Annotated in this window: 13 protein-coding genes and 3 pseudogenes; 11 read left to right on the top strand and 5 right to left on the bottom strand. The window is 59.8% G+C overall.

What is annotated here, in order from left to right:
- The first annotated feature begins 457 nt into the window (after nucleotides 1-457).
- The 9 genes and pseudogenes from HJC00_RS32330 (at nucleotide 458) to HJC00_RS04975 (ending at nucleotide 9,740) form a co-directional block, all read left to right on the top strand.
- A pseudogene (locus tag HJC00_RS32330) lies at nucleotides 458-705 on the top strand (FitA-like ribbon-helix-helix domain-containing protein).
- Nucleotides 702-1,123 (top strand): annotated as a pseudogene (locus HJC00_RS05010) (type II toxin-antitoxin system VapC family toxin). The pseudogenes HJC00_RS32330 and HJC00_RS05010 overlap by 4 nt, the downstream one beginning before the upstream one ends.
- A gap of 105 nt (nucleotides 1,124-1,228) precedes the next feature.
- Nucleotides 1,229-2,155, top strand: coding sequence for a transcriptional regulator (locus HJC00_RS05005; RefSeq protein WP_210632230.1), 927 nt, complete (start codon nucleotides 1,229-1,231; stop codon nucleotides 2,153-2,155).
- A gap of 211 nt (nucleotides 2,156-2,366) precedes the next feature.
- A complete protein-coding gene (locus HJC00_RS05000) occupies nucleotides 2,367-3,875 on the top strand; it encodes an alpha-N-arabinofuranosidase (RefSeq protein WP_210632229.1) in 1,509 nt (502 codons plus the stop codon).
- A 180-nt stretch (nucleotides 3,876-4,055) separates the two neighbouring features.
- Nucleotides 4,056-5,960, top strand: coding sequence for an ABC transporter substrate-binding protein (locus tag HJC00_RS04995; RefSeq protein WP_210632228.1), 1,905 nt, complete (start codon nucleotides 4,056-4,058; stop codon nucleotides 5,958-5,960).
- Between the two features lie 117 nt (nucleotides 5,961-6,077).
- Nucleotides 6,078-7,082 carry an ABC transporter permease gene (locus HJC00_RS04990; protein WP_210632227.1) on the top strand — a complete coding sequence of 335 codons (1,005 nt, stop codon included), beginning with the start codon at nucleotides 6,078-6,080 and terminating at the stop codon, nucleotides 7,080-7,082.
- 3 nt (nucleotides 7,083-7,085) lie between these two features.
- On the top strand, nucleotides 7,086-7,943 hold the full coding sequence (locus HJC00_RS04985) for an ABC transporter permease (RefSeq protein WP_221163713.1): 858 nt from the start codon (nucleotides 7,086-7,088) through the stop codon (nucleotides 7,941-7,943).
- A gap of 1 nt (nucleotide 7,944) precedes the next feature.
- Nucleotides 7,945-8,934: an ABC transporter ATP-binding protein gene (locus tag HJC00_RS04980; RefSeq protein ID WP_221123293.1), complete on the top strand. Its 990-nt coding sequence runs from the start codon at nucleotides 7,945-7,947 to the stop codon at nucleotides 8,932-8,934.
- A 47-nt stretch (nucleotides 8,935-8,981) separates the two neighbouring features.
- Nucleotides 8,982-9,740, top strand: coding sequence for an ABC transporter ATP-binding protein (locus HJC00_RS04975; RefSeq protein WP_221163769.1), 759 nt, complete (start codon nucleotides 8,982-8,984; stop codon nucleotides 9,738-9,740).
- Nucleotides 9,741-9,913: 173 nt separating this feature from the next.
- Here HJC00_RS04975 and HJC00_RS04970 read toward each other — a convergent pair whose 3' ends face one another.
- Nucleotides 9,914-11,134 (bottom strand): hypothetical protein, encoded by a 1,221-nt coding sequence (locus HJC00_RS04970; protein ID WP_221163712.1) that lies wholly within the window; start codon nucleotides 11,132-11,134, stop codon nucleotides 9,914-9,916.
- A 261-nt stretch (nucleotides 11,135-11,395) separates the two neighbouring features.
- Here HJC00_RS04970 and HJC00_RS04965 point away from each other — a divergent pair, with 261 nt between their 5' ends.
- Together HJC00_RS04965 and HJC00_RS04960 are read left to right on the top strand one after the other, a co-directional pair.
- Nucleotides 11,396-12,112 carry an SLATT domain-containing protein gene (locus HJC00_RS04965; protein WP_311044163.1) on the top strand — a complete coding sequence of 239 codons (717 nt, stop codon included), beginning with the start codon at nucleotides 11,396-11,398 and terminating at the stop codon, nucleotides 12,110-12,112.
- Nucleotides 12,109-13,431: an RNA-directed DNA polymerase gene (locus HJC00_RS04960; protein ID WP_221163711.1), complete on the top strand. Its 1,323-nt coding sequence runs from the start codon at nucleotides 12,109-12,111 to the stop codon at nucleotides 13,429-13,431. The genes HJC00_RS04965 and HJC00_RS04960 overlap by 4 nt, the downstream gene beginning before the upstream one ends.
- A gap of 367 nt (nucleotides 13,432-13,798) precedes the next feature.
- On the opposite strand, the pseudogene HJC00_RS04950 reads toward HJC00_RS04960, so the two are convergent.
- The 4 genes and pseudogenes from HJC00_RS04950 to HJC00_RS04935 form a co-directional block, all read right to left on the bottom strand.
- Nucleotides 13,799-14,212 (bottom strand): annotated as a pseudogene (locus HJC00_RS04950) (GGDEF domain-containing protein); the annotation flags it as partial.
- Between the two features lie 2 nt (nucleotides 14,213-14,214).
- Nucleotides 14,215-15,621 (bottom strand): FAD-binding oxidoreductase, encoded by a 1,407-nt coding sequence (locus HJC00_RS04945; RefSeq protein WP_259672191.1) that lies wholly within the window; start codon nucleotides 15,619-15,621, stop codon nucleotides 14,215-14,217.
- A 4-nt stretch (nucleotides 15,622-15,625) separates the two neighbouring features.
- On the bottom strand, nucleotides 15,626-16,480 hold the full coding sequence (locus tag HJC00_RS04940) for a PfkB family carbohydrate kinase (RefSeq protein WP_221163709.1): 855 nt from the start codon (nucleotides 16,478-16,480) through the stop codon (nucleotides 15,626-15,628).
- Entirely contained in the window at nucleotides 16,480-17,334 is an 855-nt protein-coding gene (locus HJC00_RS04935) for a sugar phosphate isomerase/epimerase family protein (RefSeq protein ID WP_311044162.1), read from the bottom strand. The genes HJC00_RS04940 and HJC00_RS04935 overlap by 1 nt, the downstream gene beginning before the upstream one ends.
- Between the last annotated feature and the right edge of the window lie 6 nt (nucleotides 17,335-17,340).

Raw genomic sequence — 17,340 nt, 5'->3', positions numbered from 1 at the left:
CGCCCAAATGACTTTGACCGCGAGAGCTCGAGCTTCGTCAAATTCCAGATAAGCTGGAACCCACAAGCAAGCTTGAGACAACGCTTCTATAGCTTCCGGCGCTTTCAATTCAGCCAAAGCGGATACGACATCCTCATGTTTAAAATGAGTATCCTTGCGCAGCAATTGTTTAAGAAGATCCAGACTCTCCTTGGTAAAACCAAATTGAAGCCAACAATCAAAGCGCATTCCGTGTGAAGGATGCCGGACAGGCCCGCATTCTGGCGATTCTCCAGGGCGAGTATGCTACAGCACAAACCAGACTGCCCTTGGAGCGGCTCTATTGTCTCGAAGACACGATAGCCCAACTGGCTGCGAGTCGTGGACTGATAGACTGAGAATTGAAACGCATTTCGTGACCGTTGCTTGAGAACATGCATCAATGATTTATATGCTATCATTGATGAATGGAGGCAAAATGGCCAGCATGACGATCCGCAATCTGGATAAGGGATTGAAGCAGCGGCTGCGCGTTCGCGCCGCGACGCATGGCCGTTCCATGGAAGATGAAGCACGCGATATTCTGCGTACGGCACTTGCGACCCCGAGCCGGCAGCGCGCAACCTGGCCGAGATCATTCGCGCCCGCCTGCAGCCCGTCGGGGGAGTTGAACTCGAAATTCCACCCCGAGAGCCGATCCGCGACGCGCCGGACTTCGACGCGTGATCATTCTCGATACCAACGTCGTTTCGGAACTGCTCACGCCGGCGCCGACTGCGGCTGTCATCGACTGGCTGGGCGCACAACATCCCTCATCGGTATTTACGACAGCGGTCACCGAAGCGGAAATTCTATATAGCTTGCGCCTCCTCCCTCCCGGTCGGCGCCGGAGTGATCTCGAGGCGGCGGTCCTGCCGATATTCAATGAGGATCTCAGTAGCCGTGTCCTGCCATTCGATCGTGACGCGGCAGATGTCTACGCCATCATTGCCACCGATCGTCGCAAGGCCGGCAGGCCGATCAGCCAGTTTGAGCACAGATCGCGGCGATCACCATCTCGCGCGGCGCTTCACTCGCTACCCGCAATGTGTCCGATTTCGAGGGAAGTGGCTTGCAGATCATCAATCCGTGGAAGTATCGCTGAGCCCGCATCGAATGCAACTCGTATAATCCAGACCTGGTCGGCCGAACTATCCCTTGATGCATCATAATTTCCGATATACATCATTACTTCGGAAATTATGGGGACATGATGGAACGTTCGTTTTTAACGATCGCCGCCGGCGAGAATAGTGAGGCCATTCGAGCGCTTTCGGCGCCGGCGCGGATCGAGATCTTGAAGCTGCTCTGCGCCAAGGGACCGCTCAACATCAACGATATCGCCCAGACGCTTTCCCTGCCGCAATCCACCGTCGCCACCGGCATCCAGATCCTCGAGGATGCCGGGCTGGTCGATTCCAGGCTCGCCAAGGCGCGCAAGGGCAACCAGAAGATCTGCTCGGCGGTCTATAGCGAAATCCTGATCAGCTTCGAGGAAAGTGCGGCGCAGCGGGCCAACAATATCATCGAGGTCGAGATGCCGGTCGGGCTCTATACGAGCTGCGACGTGCATGCGCCCTGCGGCCTCTGCTCGACCGAAAGCGTCATCGGCCCGCTCGATGTGCCCGACTATTTCCTCGATCCGCAGCGCATGCAGGCTGGGCTCGTCTGGTTCGGCCGCGGCTATGTCGAATATAAATTTCCAAACAATGCCAAGGTGTTGAACAAGGAAATCCGGGCGATCGAATTTTCGCTGGAGCTGTCGTCCGAGGTGCCGGGCACCAATCCGGACTGGCCGTCCGACATCACGCTCTGGGTCAACGGCATGGCGATCGGCACCTGGACCTCGCCCGGCGATTACGGCGACAAGCGCGGCGCCTTCACCCCGGCCTGGTGGAAGCTCGAGGGTTCGCAATACGGGACGATGAAAACCTGGCGGATCTCGACGCGCGGCACCTTTATCGACGGTATCGCCGCATCGAATATCACGCTCAGCGATCTGGCGCTTGGCCAGCATTCCTCGATCCGGCTGCGCGTCGGCATCGCCGAGAACGCCGGCCATACCGGCGGCGTCAATATCTTCGGCCGCGGCTTCGGCAATCACGGCCGCGATATCATCATGCGGCTGCATGTGTGAATTTATAATATCGGATATCCTGATTTAAAAATTGCATTTATTTCCTATTTCAGTAGCCGCTAAATTTAGGTAAGTTATTGTAACTTAACATATTTCATCCGGATAGGCATTAGTATGATTAAATCAGCCTCTCGGTTGACATCACCACATTCCTGATATCAAGTTAGAGGCACGAAAACAAAAATCCTGATACATAAACGGGGAGGATCCGTTGAAGACGAATGTCGTTGCCCACCGCGATTTTCGCATCGCGACCATTGACGCCAGGCTCTACAGCTCGTTTCTCGAGCATCTCGGCAGAGCGATCTACGGCGGCATCTACGAGCCCGGACATCCGACGGCCGATGAAGACGGCTTCCGCCGCGACGTGCTCGATCTGGTGCGTGAGCTCGACACGCCCTACTGCCGTTATCCCGGCGGCAATTTCGTCTCGGCCTATAATTGGGAAGACGGCGTCGGCCCGCGTTCGGAGCGCCCGGTGCGCCTCGACCTTGCCTGGCGCACCCGCGAGGCCAACCAGGTCGGCGTCAACGAATTCGTCGACTGGTGCAAGAAGGCCAATACCAAGCCGATGCTCGCCGTCAACCTCGGCTCCCGCGGCCTCGACGCCGCCCGCAATTTCCTCGAATATTGCAATCATCCCGGCGGCACCTACTGGTCGGACCTGCGCCGCAAGCACGGCTGGTCCGATCCGCATGATGTCAAACTCTGGTGCCTCGGCAACGAGATGGACGGCCCCTGGCAGGTCGGCCACAAATCGGCCTATGAATATGGCCGGCTGGCGGACGAGACGGCGAAAGCCATGCGCGGCTTCGACAAGTCGCTCGAGCTCGTCGTCTGCGGCTCGTCGAATTCCGACATGAAGACCTATCCGCAATGGGAGGCCGAGGTTCTCGACCAGTGCTATGACAGCGCCGACTACATCTCGCTGCACATGTATTTCGCCAACCGCGAGAAGAACACGCTGAACTATCTCGCCCGAGCGACCAAGCTCGACCGCTACATCACCACGATCGGCGGCGTCATCGATTACATCAAGGCGAAGAAGCGCTCGAAGAAGACGATCGGCATTTCCTTCGACGAATGGAACGTCTGGTATCATTCCAACCAGCAGGACAAGGAGATCCTGGCGCGCGACGAATGGCCGGATGCGCCGCATCTGCTTGAGGACGTCTATAATTTCGAGGACGTGCTGCAGGTCGGCGGCATCCTCAACACCTTCATCCGCCGCTCCGACCGGGTCCGCATCGCCTGCATCGCCCAGCTCGTCAACGTCATCGCCCCGATCATGACCGAGGATGGTGGTGCGGCCTGGCGCCAGACGATCTATTATCCCTTCTATTACGCCTCGCGATATGGCCGCGGATCGGCGCTGCAGCTCGTCGTCGACGGCCCGACCTATGACAGCGACGAGGAGAACGAGGTTCCCTATCTCGACGTCTCGGCCGTGCATTCCGAGGATGGCCGGTCGCTGACCTTCTTTGCCGTCAACCGCCACCCCGATACGGCGCTCGATCTCGACGTGCGGCTGGAAGGTTTCGGCGGCGCCCGGCTGATCGAGCAGGTGGAAATGACCCATGGCGATCTCGAAGCGGTCAACACCGCGCGGCGGCCGGAGACGGTGGTGCCCGCCAAGGTCGACAGCGCCAAGATCGAAGACGGACGGGTGCGGGCGGCGCTGAAACCGCTGTCCTACAACGTCATCCGGCTGTCGGTGTGACAGCCGCCGCCGGTGCCGATCGGCCCGGCTGAGAAATCGGCCCCCTGCGAGGAGGCAGGCGGCCGGAGGATGGTTCGCCGAAGCGTCAGGCTCACAAGCCCGCTTCTGCGAACCGACAACCGCGACATGCCCCTGCGTGCCTCGAAGGCCGCCGCATCGTCGCTTACAAGGGAGGAGTTCATGCAAAAGTGGAAGAGGTTTGCATTCGGCTTCGTGCTGGCCACGCTCGGCCTGACCGCGGTGGCCGGAGCCCAAGACTATACCTCCTTGCCGCGCAAGGAGACGCTCATCGTTGAAAATCCGGAAGGGACGATCAAGAATCCCGGCTGGTTCAATATCTGGGTCAATGGCGGCGGCGGTGTTTCGACCGGCCTGCAGCAGCTGACCATGGATACGCTCTGGTATATCGACCCCGAACAGGGGCTTGGCGGCGCGGCCTGGGACAATTCGCTCGCCGCCGACAAGCCGCAATATAATGCCGACTTCACCGAAATGACCGTGAAACTGCGCAAGGGGCTCTATTGGAGCGACGGCGTGGAATTCACCGCCGATGACGTCGTCTATACCGTCAAGACCCAGATGGACCATCCCGGCATGGTCTGGAGCGCGGCCTTCTCGGTGCAGGTGGCAAGCGTCGAGGCAACCGATCCCCAGACCGTGGTGTTCAAACTGAAGAAGCCGAATTCGCGCTTTCATGCGATCTTCACCGTGCGCTGGAACGGCGCCTGGATCATGCCGAAACACGTCTTCGAGAAGGTCGAAGATCCGCTGCGCTACGATTTCGCCAATCCCGTCTCGCTCGGCGCCTACAAGCTCAAGGCCTACGACCCGCAGGGCAAATGGTATACCTGGGAGAAGCGCGACGACTGGCAGCGCACCTCGCTTGCCCGTTTCGGCGAGCCGGCCCCGAAATATGTGACCTATACCGATCCCGGCCCGCCGGATAAGCGCACGATCGCCCAGCTCGAGCACAATCTCGATATCATCCACGACAATACGCCGGAGGGCATGTTCACCCTCAAGGAGAAGTCGAAGACTGTCGATACCTGGTTCCCGGGCTTCCCCTTCGCCCATCCGGATCCGACGCTGCCGGCCGTGATCTTCAACACCCAGGAAGCGCCCTTCGACAAAGCCGACGTGCGCTGGGCGCTGGCTCTGCTGATTGACATCAAGGCCGTCGACATGGCGAGCTACCGCGGCGCGGCGACGCTTTCGGCACTCGGCGTGCCGCCGACGGCGGCGACGATGAAAGACTATCAGGCGCCGATGCAGGACTGGCTGAAGGATTTCGAGATCGATACCGGCAAGAGCAAGATCAAGCCTTATGACCCGACAGTCGGGCAACAGATCGCCGATATCCTGCGCAAACAGCCGAAGTTCAAGGACCAGATCCCGACCGATCCGGAAGCGATCAGCGGTGCCTTCGGCTATGGCTGGTGGAAACCGAACCCGAAAGCGGCCGGCGAACTGCTGGAGAAGGCCGGCTTCAAAAAGTCAGGCGGCAAGTGGCTGACCCCTGATGGACAGCCCTTCAAGATCCGGATGACGGTCGAAGGCGACACACGCTCGGTCTTCACCCGCGCCGGCACGCTGATTGCGCAGCAATGGGCGGCCTTCGGCATTGACGCCAAAGCCGTGCCGGCCGCGAAGCTCTGGCAGACGGCGCTGCAGCCCGGCGATTTCCAGGTGGCGATCGCCTGGAGCGTCGAGACCTGGGGCGGCGATCCCGACCTCTCCTTCTTCCTCGACAGCTGGCACTCTCAGTTCGTCGCCAAGAAGGGTGAGGTGCAGCCGCCGCGCAACTGGCAGCGCTGGTCCAATCCGGAGCTCGACAAGATCATCGAGAGCATCCGCGGCATCAGCGCCGACGATCCGAAGGGCATGGAGCTTGGCAAGGACTATCTGAAGCTGGTCGCCCGCGAAATGCCGACGATCCCGCTGATGTCCTATAACGTCTTCACCTCGATGGATACGACCTATTGGACCGGCTATCCCACCATCAAGGACCCCTATACGGATCCGGTGCCGAACTGGGCGAATTCGCGGCTGATGATGGTCAAGCTGAAGCCGGCTCAGCCGAAATAACCCTCCCAACGCCGGCGCGTAAGCCACCGCGCCGGCCCCCTTATCGGCGGGCATGTGCCTCGGTTGCCATGCTCGTCGATCCTTTCAAGAAAGGAACCAGAGAGGAACTTCCGCCTTATGACGCCCTATCTGATCTTTGTGCTGAAGCGGTTTGGTCAGTTTCTGCTCGTCGTCTTTCTCGGCGTGACGATCACCTTCTTCGTCACCCACCTGACCCCGATCGATCCGGTCGAAGAAAGCATAGGCGCCATCACCCAGATGGGTCAGTCCGATCCCAATGCGATCGAGCTGATGCGCCAGTCGCTGCGTGAGCTCTACGGCATGCAGGGCTCGATCTGGGAGCAATATCTGCATTTCTGGCTTCGGCTGGCGACCGGCGATCTCGGCCCCTCGCTCTCGGCCTTTCCGACCCCCGTCTCCACCATCATCCTGCGCTCGCTGCCCTGGACGATCGGGCTGATGACGGTCTCGACGCTGATCACCTTCGTGCTTGGCAATGCGATCGGCGCGCTTGCCGGCTATTATCGCAAGGACATGGTGCTGAAGGCCGTCAGCCTCGTCTTCATCGCGATGCTGCCCATCCCCTATTATATCCTCGCCTTCGTGCTGCTCATCGTCTTCGGCTTCATCTGGCCGGTGCTGCCGATCAATGGCGGCTATGAGATGAACGCCAATCTGGACCTCTCCTTTGCTCTCGTCATCGATATCCTCAAACACTCGATCCTGCCGGCCTTGTCGCTGATCCTGGTCGGCGCCGGCAGCTGGCTGATCGGCATGCGGGCGCTGGTTTCCAACATCATCACCGACGACTATGTCGTCTTTGCCGAGCTCGGCGGCGTGCCGAAGGGCAAGATCCTGCGCTCCTACATCGCCCGCAACGCCATGGTGCCGCAATTCACCGGGCTTGCCATGTCGCTCGGCGCGATCTTCAACGGCACCGTCATCACCGAAATCGTCTTCGGTTATCCCGGCATCGGCAATCTCTTGATCGAAGCGGTGCATGCCGGCGATTACAGCCTGGTGCTCGGCCTCAGCGCGCTGTCGATCGTCGGCGTCGCCGCCGCCGTCTTCATCATCGACGTGCTGAGCCCGCTGATCGACCCGCGCATCAAGGTGGAATAGGCCATGTTTACCATCATCCGCGACCTCGCCCGCCAGAATATGGAATTCCTCTGCGGCCTGCTTCTCTTTGCCGTCATCGTCGGCCTCGTCATCCTGTCGTATTTCTCGCCCTATGGCGCGACCGACATCTATCTCCTGCCGCCCGACATGCCGCCGGACAGCGAATATTGGCTGGGCACGACATCGCGCGGCCAGGACGTGTTCTGGCAGCTGACGATCGGCCTTCGCAACACGCTCTATTTCGGCATCGGCGTCGCCTTTCTCTCGCGCATCATCTCGCTCGTGGTCGGGCTGGTCGCCGGTTATGCCGGCGGCGCGGTGGACCGGGTGCTGATGGCGATCAACGACAGCGTCATGGTCATCCCGCAATTTCCGCTGCTGATCCTTTTCTATTTCGTGCTGAAGGACAACATGACCTGGGTGGCGCTGATCGTCATCATGGCCTCGCTCGGCTGGTCCTATGACGCGCGGCTGATCCGCTCGGTGGCGCTCGGCCTGAAGAGCCGGCCGTTCACCACCCAGAGCGTCTATTCCGGCATGACGATGCGCAAGATCCTGGTCGAGGAGCACCTGCCCTATGTGCTGCCGATCGTCTTCGCCACGACGATGAACAACATGATCTGGTCGATCGGCATGGAGATCACCCTTTCGGTGCTCGGTTTCACCGATATCGAGACGCCGACCATGGGGATGATGATCTATTGGGCCAATGCGCATTCGGCGCTGATCTCGGGCATCTGGTGGTGGGTGGCCGCCCCCGTCGCCGTCATCGTCATTCTCTTCCTGGCGCTGTTCCTGCTCTCCATGTCGATGAACGAATACAATGATCCGCGCAGCCGGCTGAACCGGATGGGAAGTTAGCATGGAGAATCTGGTCGAAATCGACAACCTGAAAGCCTATTACCGCGCCTTCCTCTATGGCGTCGATCGCGAGGTGCGCGCCGTCGACGATATCAGCCTGACGATCCGCCGCGGCGAGGTCTATGGCGTCGCCGGCGAATCGAGCAGCGGCAAGACGACGCTGATCAAGACCATTGCCGGCGCCATCCGGCCGCCGCTCCGGGTCGTCTCCGGCAGCGTCAAATTCCACTTCGGCGGCGGCACCCAGGATCTCTATGCGATGACGCCGGAGGAGCGCGTGGCGCTGCGCTGGAAGCATCTCTCCTACATCATGCAGGGCTCGATGAATGTGCTCAATCCGGTGCGCCGGATCCGCCATTCCTTCACCGATTTCGCCTTTCGCCACATGAAGGTGAGCAAATCGGTCTTCTTCGAAAAGGTCGCCAACCACCTGCAGCGGCTGAAGCTCGATCCGCAGCTACTCGACGCCTATCCGCACGAACTCTCCGGCGGCATGCGCCAGCGCATGACCATTGCGCTCGCCACCATCCTGACGCCGGAATTCATCATCGCCGACGAGCCGACGACGGCGCTCGACGTGATCGTGCAGCGCGACGTCCTGTCGATGATCCGCGACATCCAGCGCGAGATGGGCTCCTCATTCCTGTTCGTCACCCATGATATGGGCGTGCATGCGACCGTCTCCGACCGCATCGGCATCGTCTATGCCGGGCGGCTGGTGGAGGAGGCGCCGACGGCGAAGCTCTTCAGCGCGCCGCTCCACCCCTATACGCAGCATCTCGTCGGCAGCCTGCCGAAGATCGGCGACCCCACCACCCGGCCCTCGCTGGAGGGGCGGCCGCCCAACCTTGCTATGCCGCCGGAAGGCTGCCGCTTTCACCCGCGCTGCCCGAAGCGCATGGAGATCTGCTCACAGAAGGTTCCGCCCTTGGTCACCGTCGCGCCAGAGCGGCGGGTGGCGTGTTTTGCGGTTACGGGGGATCAGGTTTGACGCTGCTTAGCCTCTCGCATGTGACGAAAATCTACCGCCAGGGCGGCATGCTCGGCCGGCGGCTGATCACCGCCGTCAAGGATGTCAGCTTCGAGATCGGCGACGAGCCGGAGATCCTGTCGATCGTCGGCGAATCCGGCTCGGGCAAATCGACGGTGGCGGCGATGATCCTCGGCCAGGCAGAGCCGACCGAAGGCGAGCTGCAATTTGCCGGCAAGACCGTGGCGATCCACAGCCGGGCCGAACGCAAGGCCTTCATGAAGGAGGTGCAGCCGGTGCTGCAGAACCCCTTCGAAGCCTTCAACCCGCTGAAGCGAGTGGACCGCTACCTCTTCGAGACCGCCCGCAACTTCTCCGCCTCCGGCAACCGGCCGGACCGGCGGGAAGTGGAGAAGATGGCCGACACCGCCCTCCATCACGTCGGCCTGACGCTGGAAGAGGTGAAGGGCCGCTTCCCCCACGAACTCTCCGGCGGCCAGCTCCAACGCGTCGCCATCGCCCGCGCGCTGATCCCTGAGCCGCGCCTGCTAGTGGCCGACGAACCGGTCTCCATGGTCGACGCCTCGCTGCGCATGGCGATCGTCAACCTCTTCGGCCGGCTGAAGAACGAGCTCGGGCTTTCGATCATCTACATCACCCATGATCTCGCCACCGCCTATTACATCAGCGACAACATCATCATCATGCGCAAAGGCGAAATCGTCGAGCGGGGGCGGGCGCGGGCGGTGTTGGACGATCCGCAGCATGAGTATTCGCGGGCGTTGAAGGATGCGGTGCTGGCGGCGGATTTTAGTGCGGTGGTATAGTTCGCCAGTAGCTGACATCGGCGGCTTGGATGCAACGTCTGATTTGGGGCCGTGAGGGGAACCGAAAAGCGGACAACCGAGCTTGTTGATCATGCGGCGGCAATCAGGGAGTCTGTCGATTGGTTCAGGCTCCGATGATCATCGCACGACGAGGCCCTGGAAACCCAAAGGCTTCATGGACCGAGCTGCCGCGAGCCACGCCCACCTACATTCCCAGCGTGCGTCGTATAGTGCAACTTCCATCCCGCATCCTTGTGAGCTTTTATGGCTTCTTCTTTTGGATGTCGGTAGACATTCCCCTTTCCAACGGAGACAACACAGGAAGCTCCCTCAAACGGAGGCCGCGGAACGTCGCCCTCGAATGAAGCTCCATGGTGGGTTGCAACCAAGTAATCGGGCCTGAATGAAACCGGCAGCCTTAAAAATTTGTAGTGTGCATCTCCGACCAGAAGCGCTTGCTTCCCAGACTGAAGGGTGATGGTGAACAGAAGCCCACTGTTGTTGGCGTCATTTCGCAATCCGCCGGCTTGGCGGATGCTTCCCCATCCAAGATCAAGATCCCGAAATGCGACTATCAGTCTGCCATCGCGCTCGAGAAGGGAAGCGAAGCGTCTTGCGCCAGGCCCCATTTTCTGGTCAGGGACGATCCAGCAGGCTTTTCTGAGGTATGGGTACCTGTATCCAGAAAGCAGATGATCGAAGTCCCAGTGCGACAAGACTACGAAATCGACCCTCCGCGGTGCAAAGTGTGCAGGCTCGGTGCGCTGGTTGAATATAAGTGGCCAGCCGGCATCGAAATACAACTTCGCTTCACCCGCCTCGTCATTCAGGCCAACGAAGCTCGCTTGCCCGACGTCGTGTACCTTGAGGTGTGACGGTGCGCCGACTGCCGCCAATGTTCGCTCGACGTCTGCAAGGGCATGCTCGTCAGGGTACGGAAGACCGCAACTGCGGTGGAGGTCGTTCGCGACAGACCGTTGATCGGGGATGCCCGCACCGCCTGGAAACGGGCGGGAATCCTCTGGTCCATCGCTGAAAAGGTACTCACCGCGGCTCACCCAGACGTCGGTGGCCTGTGCGTACCCCGTTGGCCCCAAAACCGCGATGTTTGCCCTGAGCGATCGATCTTCCCGAGCACCTATTTCTAGAAAAAGCCACGCCCCTTCGCCAATCGCTTCTGCGTCGATGCCGAAAACCTCTGAAAACCGTCTTCCTGTATTGCTGACCCGGACGAGTGCAAAGTTCTGCAGCGCACTGTCGGCTTTCAGCAAGTGCGGGTCGAGTCCTGCGTCTGAGACAAGAACGGCGTCAATCTCGATCGTGAGGCGCCTACCTCTGCCGGACGGCGTATCTTCTGCCGCGTAGATCCGTCCAACGATCCTGCGCTTCTCCAAATTGTCCCCCTCTCGATTATGTGGTTAACCTCGTTAGAAGCATCCAAACAGCTTGACGATCATGATCGTTAATTACGTGATAGGCGCATAGCGATTCATTTTTCAAAAGCAGATCTCAACTGCAGCGTCGGAGTCGACCGCATTTCGCCCGGGAGCCGCGGCCAGCCTTTATTCGACCGATAACTAAGTTGGCGAAGACCTGCACGATATGGTTGAAATCAGTGAAAATGGAAGATAAATACTTCGCGTCCGGGCGGAGTGGTGAAAACCACTGATTCACTGATGTGGGTCACTGTTACCAAGACTGGCATGCCTGAGCTTAAAGCTGCACTCCTTGGAGTGCTTAATCGTTATGAAATCTTTGCGTCCGGACACCTTAACCAATACTTGACGGGAACGAAATTGAGCAATGTTGACGACCGCATCTGGATTACCTCCCGTGTCAGAATGATCGCTGAACGAAAAGCTATTCGAAATCAGAACATTAGCTACCTATCTGTTACATATTATTCCCTATTCACGGTAGTCCTATCAGTATTCTCCAAGTTCTATGTGCAAACCTATCCTCTGCTTGAGGAGATCAACCTTTCGGCCTCGGTCATTGTGTTGGTCGCGTCTCTTGTCGCTGGAGGATTTCGGTTTGAAAGCCGCGCGAATATATTCCGCGAGTGCTATTTAAAACTTCAGAAACTTGAGAGCAAAGGCACAAGCTCGGAAGAGAGACTTAACCAATATCTTGAAATCCTTGAGATCTACCCGAACCATTCCGAAAAAGATTACTACGATCTGATCGTAAATCATACATACTGGGAGGGCAAGAAACTGAATATGGGCGAAAAGCCGCTCACTCCGACAAAGTATATGTGGCTATCTTATATTTTCCGCCATACTTTTTATTACGTTGCCATCACATTTTTATTTTCAGTCCCATTGGTCTTTCTTGCCTGGCCTTTGATTTCTGGGTGGGTGTGCAGGTGACCGCGCTCGACATTTTTACCATCGAGTTCGCCCCACAGCGATTAGCGGAAATCTTCAACGAACGTGTCCTCCACTCTCACACCATCGGGAAGGATGGCGCTCATCCCTCCGTCTTCGCCCAAACCCTCGATGAGGGAGTACAGCGAATTTCTGACAGGGCACTCGCTGGATCGTACAATTTCACGACGTTTAAACAAAAGCTCGTACTCAAAGGCCCGGATAAGCCGCCACGGCAAATTTCTGTTGCCACGGCAAGAGATCGGGTCGCATTACGTGCGCTAACCAATGTTTTGATGTCGGTTTTTCCCGACGCTAGGGTCCCACCCGCCCATCATATCGTAGACGAAGTAGCTGCTTTGATAGCGCCGCTCGCAGATGACTACTCGTTCATTCAAATCGACATAAAAAACTTTTATCCCACAGTGCAACACGACGAGTTGCTTCGCCGATTGAGAACTCGCATTCGTCACAGGCCGCTTCTTAAGCTAATCATCCAAGCAGTTAGCACTCCGACCTCAGCCAGCAAGGAAACTCGACCCAACAGGATTGGCATCCCGCAGGGTCTCAGCATATCTAACGTGTTGTCTTCGATCTATATGATGAAATTCGATGATTTTGCCCGGTCGCGCTTTGCATATTTCCGATATGTCGACGACATCTTGATCGTGTGCCCCACGACACATGCCAAGCGGAACTTTCGTTTGATCAAAGGACGGTTGGCGCAGATTGGGCTGGAGTGTCATCGCCTCGAAGACAAAACAAAGACTAAAATTGTCCCACTCTCCCAAGGAGTCGACTATCTTGGCTTCCATCTCGCGCCCGAAATCACGTCGGTGCGAGAAAGCTCATACCGGCGCATCATCGACAAGGTGATGAGGGTGATGACCGGAGTGAAATATAACGCAAATCACGCCAAAATCCTCACTCGTCTAAATCTGAAAATCACCGGATGCATCTTTGATGGCCGAAGAATGGGCTGGATGTTCTTCTTTTCGATGACGGACGACCTAAAGCAACTTCAGCGGTTAGACAGCTTTATTGCGAAAACATGGCGGAGGTTGGGGATGGATCAGTTCGGCACTCCAAAGCGATTTGTTAAGGCATATCATGAGATAAATTTTAACCTTGCCTCAACTCGCTACATTCCCAGGTTCGACGAATATTCCACCGATCAGAAGATCGACATGATCGCTACAATGAAGATTATCGACCGTTCTATAGTGGCAAACTGGCCTATCGAGCGGATTAATCGCAAGTTTTTTCAGCTGATCAGAAAGGAAGTCGCGGAACTCGAAAAGGATATCACGCCACTCAGTTGAAACGAGACGTTAGCAACCCACGCTAACACCGTGCATCCCGCTCCACACGACGCGGAAAGGCGAACTGGTCACATGGCTACCGAAGTATTTGTGACCGCAGCCCACGCGATGGCGACTCAAGTTCGTGGTGGCCACGAGCCTCACGCTCGCTGGCTTGTCGAGCATACTTCGATAATCTCGTTACCATCGAAGTAACCCAGATCGTTATGCATGTATTTCATACCTTGATCTTCTGTCTGTTTCCCTTCGGTGCCGCTGTGGCATTACGACCATAGCGGGGCCAACCTACCAAGCTCACGATCAACCCTTGGGAGGATAAGGATCTTTCCCATAGCTATAGGCTTCCCGGAACCGGGCATCGCGGCCCGCCACCGACCCGGCCGAAACAATCGTTGCGGCGGACGTTCTGATGGATGCGGTGGGCGAAATCGCGCAGCACGATATCGCCGGCGTGGTGGCCGTGCCTGTCGTTGATGCGTTTGAAATTATCGATGTCGAAGACGGCGAGGCAGCCCGGGCTTCCGTGCCGGGCGGCGGCCAGCATGTCGTCGACGCGCGCCATGACGAAGCGGCGGTCGGCGACACCGGTCAGCTCGTCGGTGTAGGAGGCCTTGATCGCCTGGTCGCGATCCTGCCGCACGCTCCTGCCCTGCGCGCGCAGATGGGTGATGTCGCTTGCAATGCACATCATCCAGCCGTTGGTCTGGACTGCCTCGGTCATCCAGAGCCAGCGGCCATCCCAGACGTCCGTCTCGGAGGCGCGATAGCCCGCAATCCCGCGCGCTATCCGCCGGGCTTCAATTCGGAGATGTAGCGGACGATCGGGTTGACCTGCCGGTTCTCGATTTCGGCATCGTTGCGCAAGCGGATCGCCTTGCGGACGAGCCTGGCGCCGAGATAGCGGATCGGCTCCGGCGGCAGCCTCTTGCGCTTGCCAAGTCCGACAAGACCGCTGCGGCTCCATTGATCATCCCGGCCGAGCACCAGACTCGCGAGGATGCGGCCGGCCACAGGCGTCTGGGCGATGCCGGTGCCGTTGAAGCCGATGCCGAAGAAGATATTGGGCTGGCCCGCGAGATGGCCGAAGATCGGCAGATGATCCGCGGTGCAGTCGATCGGTCCCGACCAGTCGTGCTCGATCTCCACGGTTCTCAGTTCGGGATAGACCCGGTCCAGCTCGCGCCTGTTGTCGGCGCCCTTTTCCGTGCCGCGGTTGAAGGAGGGACCGATCCGATCGCCGTAGGCGATCTTGCCGCTGCCGCGGCCGAAGATCACCCGCCCCTCCGGCGTGCGCTGGTAATAGAGCACATGCGCCTGCGCGTCGCAGATCGATTCGCCGCCCATCCACCCCAGGCGCTGAAGCAGATCCGGCACAGGTTCCGTGGCGACGATCTGGCTTTCGACCACATAGATGTAGCGCAGGAGCTCGGGAATGGATGCAAGCCAGGCATTCGCCGCCAGCACGACGCGGCCGGCGCGAAGGCGGCCCTGCGGCGTGTGCAGGGTGGCGACGGCCCCCGGCTCGATCGCGGTGACGGGCGTCTTTTCGTGGATGATCACATGGCGCGCGAGAGCGAGCCGGCGCAGGCCCGCGGCGAGCTTTGCCGGCTGCACCGTTCCTGCCCGCATCTCGGCAATGCCCATGTAGGAGGCGCGGGAGCCGGTGCGGCGGGCAATCTCGCCGGCATCGAGCCGGGTGAAGCGCGCTTCGCCCTGGGCCTCCGCCATATCAACCGCCTTCCGCCATGCGCCTTCCTGGGCCCTGGCGCTTGCCGTCCACAGCCATCCATCCAGCCTGAGATTCATGTCGATCGCGCCGCTTGCCTGCAGGGCCTCCAGCTCGTCGATTGCATCGGCGGTCGCCCGGCAGAGCGAAAGCGCCTCCGTCTCTCCCACTACGGCGGCGAGGAGATCAATCTCGGCAAACCAGGAGTGGACCTGGCCGCCATTGCGGCCGGATGCCCCTGCCCCGCAGCAATCCGCTTCGAGCAGCACGATCTTGAGCCCGGGATCCTGCTCCGTCAGGCGCAGCGCCGTCCACAGGCCGGTATAGCCGCCGCCGACGATCGCGACATCGGCGGCCTGATCGCCGACGAGGGGCGTGGTGACGGGGCCGGCGCCGGCGTCCTGGAGCCAGAAGGAGCGGTCCGTGCCACGCGCCAGGACCGGCGGTCTCAAGGTGTAGCGCATGATGTCAGCCCTCCGCGGCAGAGATTTCGGCGGAATATTTCTGCAGGAGCCATGGCGGAATGGCGGCGAGCCTCTGCGGGAAGCCCCCTTCGTGCAGGCAGGTCCCGGCAGCCGCATCGGTTGCGAGGCGCATGGCCGCCTCGGCATCCATGCCTTTCAGAAGATGCGCGACAATAAAGGTGGCGATGAAACTGTCGCCGGCGCCGCAGGTATCGACGACATCGACTGCTTGCGCCGGCACATGGACAAGCTCCGCACCGTCGTCAAAGAAGGCGCCGCGCCGGCCGCAGGTCAGGACGATCCTCGCGGCGCCACGCTCCTTCAAGGCTCCGATGACGGGCTCGACCGGCACGTGCGGCTCATCCGGCCCGGATGCGAAGACCAGCGGCACGCCCTTGAGATCCAGTGACTGGTGCGCCGTCGAGACGTCAATGCTGAAGCGAATGCGGTCCTCGATCAGCCGCTCGATGAGCTCGGCGCTGGAATTGGTGCCGAGGTGAACCCAGTCGGCCCCCCTGAGTGCCGCATAGCGCTCCGGAGACGGAACGTAATTGCGCCCGACCCCAAGATCTTCAAGCAGGAACCTGCGGTCGCCTTCCTGCTCCAGGAGCAGGGTGACGGCGGTAGCGCCGTCCCGCCGCTCCAGGTCCGCCCCAGGCAGACCGACGGCTTCGATCGCTGTGGCGATCACGTCGCCCTCGGCATCCCTACCGACCACGCCGAAATAGCGGGCATCGCAGCCTTGCCGATGCCACTGCGCCGCCACATTAAGCGCATTGCCGCCGACAGCCATGCTATTCTTGCTGAGGTAAACGTCCAGGCAGTTGTCGCCAACCGCAATCAGCCTCATCGCCGCCATCACGCGACCTCCCCTGCCTGCTGGAGATAAGGCGCGATCCCCTCAAGGCAGCGGCTCCAGGTCGTGACCGGGTCAAGAGCATAGGAGCCGTTGCCGAAGGGTTCAAAGGTGAGCTTGCCGCGGTATCCGGCATCCGCGAGCTGCTGCAGATAGCTGCCCAGCGGCAGGTTGCCGTCGCCCCAGGCAAGATGGCCTGCCGGGTTGCCGTCGACCAGCTGCACATGGGCGAGACGCTCGCCGAAGAGGCGGACATAATCTGCGACAGTATCGCCTGCCGTTGCCATGCCGACGGTATCCAGGACCACGTCGATGACGGGCGATCCGACATCGGAAAGCATGCGCGAGAGCTCGGCGGCATTGGTGACGATATTCGTCTCGACTCGCTGCAGCGGTTCCAGCAGGCAGCGGATGCCGCAGGCGGCAGCGTGAGCTGCGATCTGCCGCAGCGCGTCGGCCGCATCCTCCCAGGCCCGCTCTCGGGGCGCGCTTTCAAAACCGCGGCCGGTCGTCAGGAACAGGTAGCGTCCACCGAGCTCGGCGCAGATCTCCGCCGCGTGGCGGAAGCGGTCGATGCTGTCCTGCCTGAACTGCCGGTCACCGGAGGCTATGTTGATCGGATAGATGACCTGCTCGGGCGTGAAACACCATGTGGAGAGGCCATTGTCGGCAAGGATGCCTCGCACCCGGGCAATACGGGCTTGATCGGCATGGAAGAGGTCGAGATGGGGGGCGATCCCCCAGAGCTCGATTTCGGCGAAGCCGAAGCCGCGGATGATTTCCGCGACCTTTTCGAAGGGATAGTGCTGAAAGCTGAAATTGGCGCCGATCAGCTGCCTGGCCGAGAGTTTTGGCACTTCCGG

Source organism: Rhizobium sp. NLR22b (assembly GCF_019685295.1).
Classification (GTDB): domain Bacteria; phylum Pseudomonadota; class Alphaproteobacteria; order Rhizobiales; family Rhizobiaceae; genus Rhizobium.
Note: the sequence above shows the minus strand (reverse complement) of the source record. Positions and strands in the feature narration are given on the sequence as shown.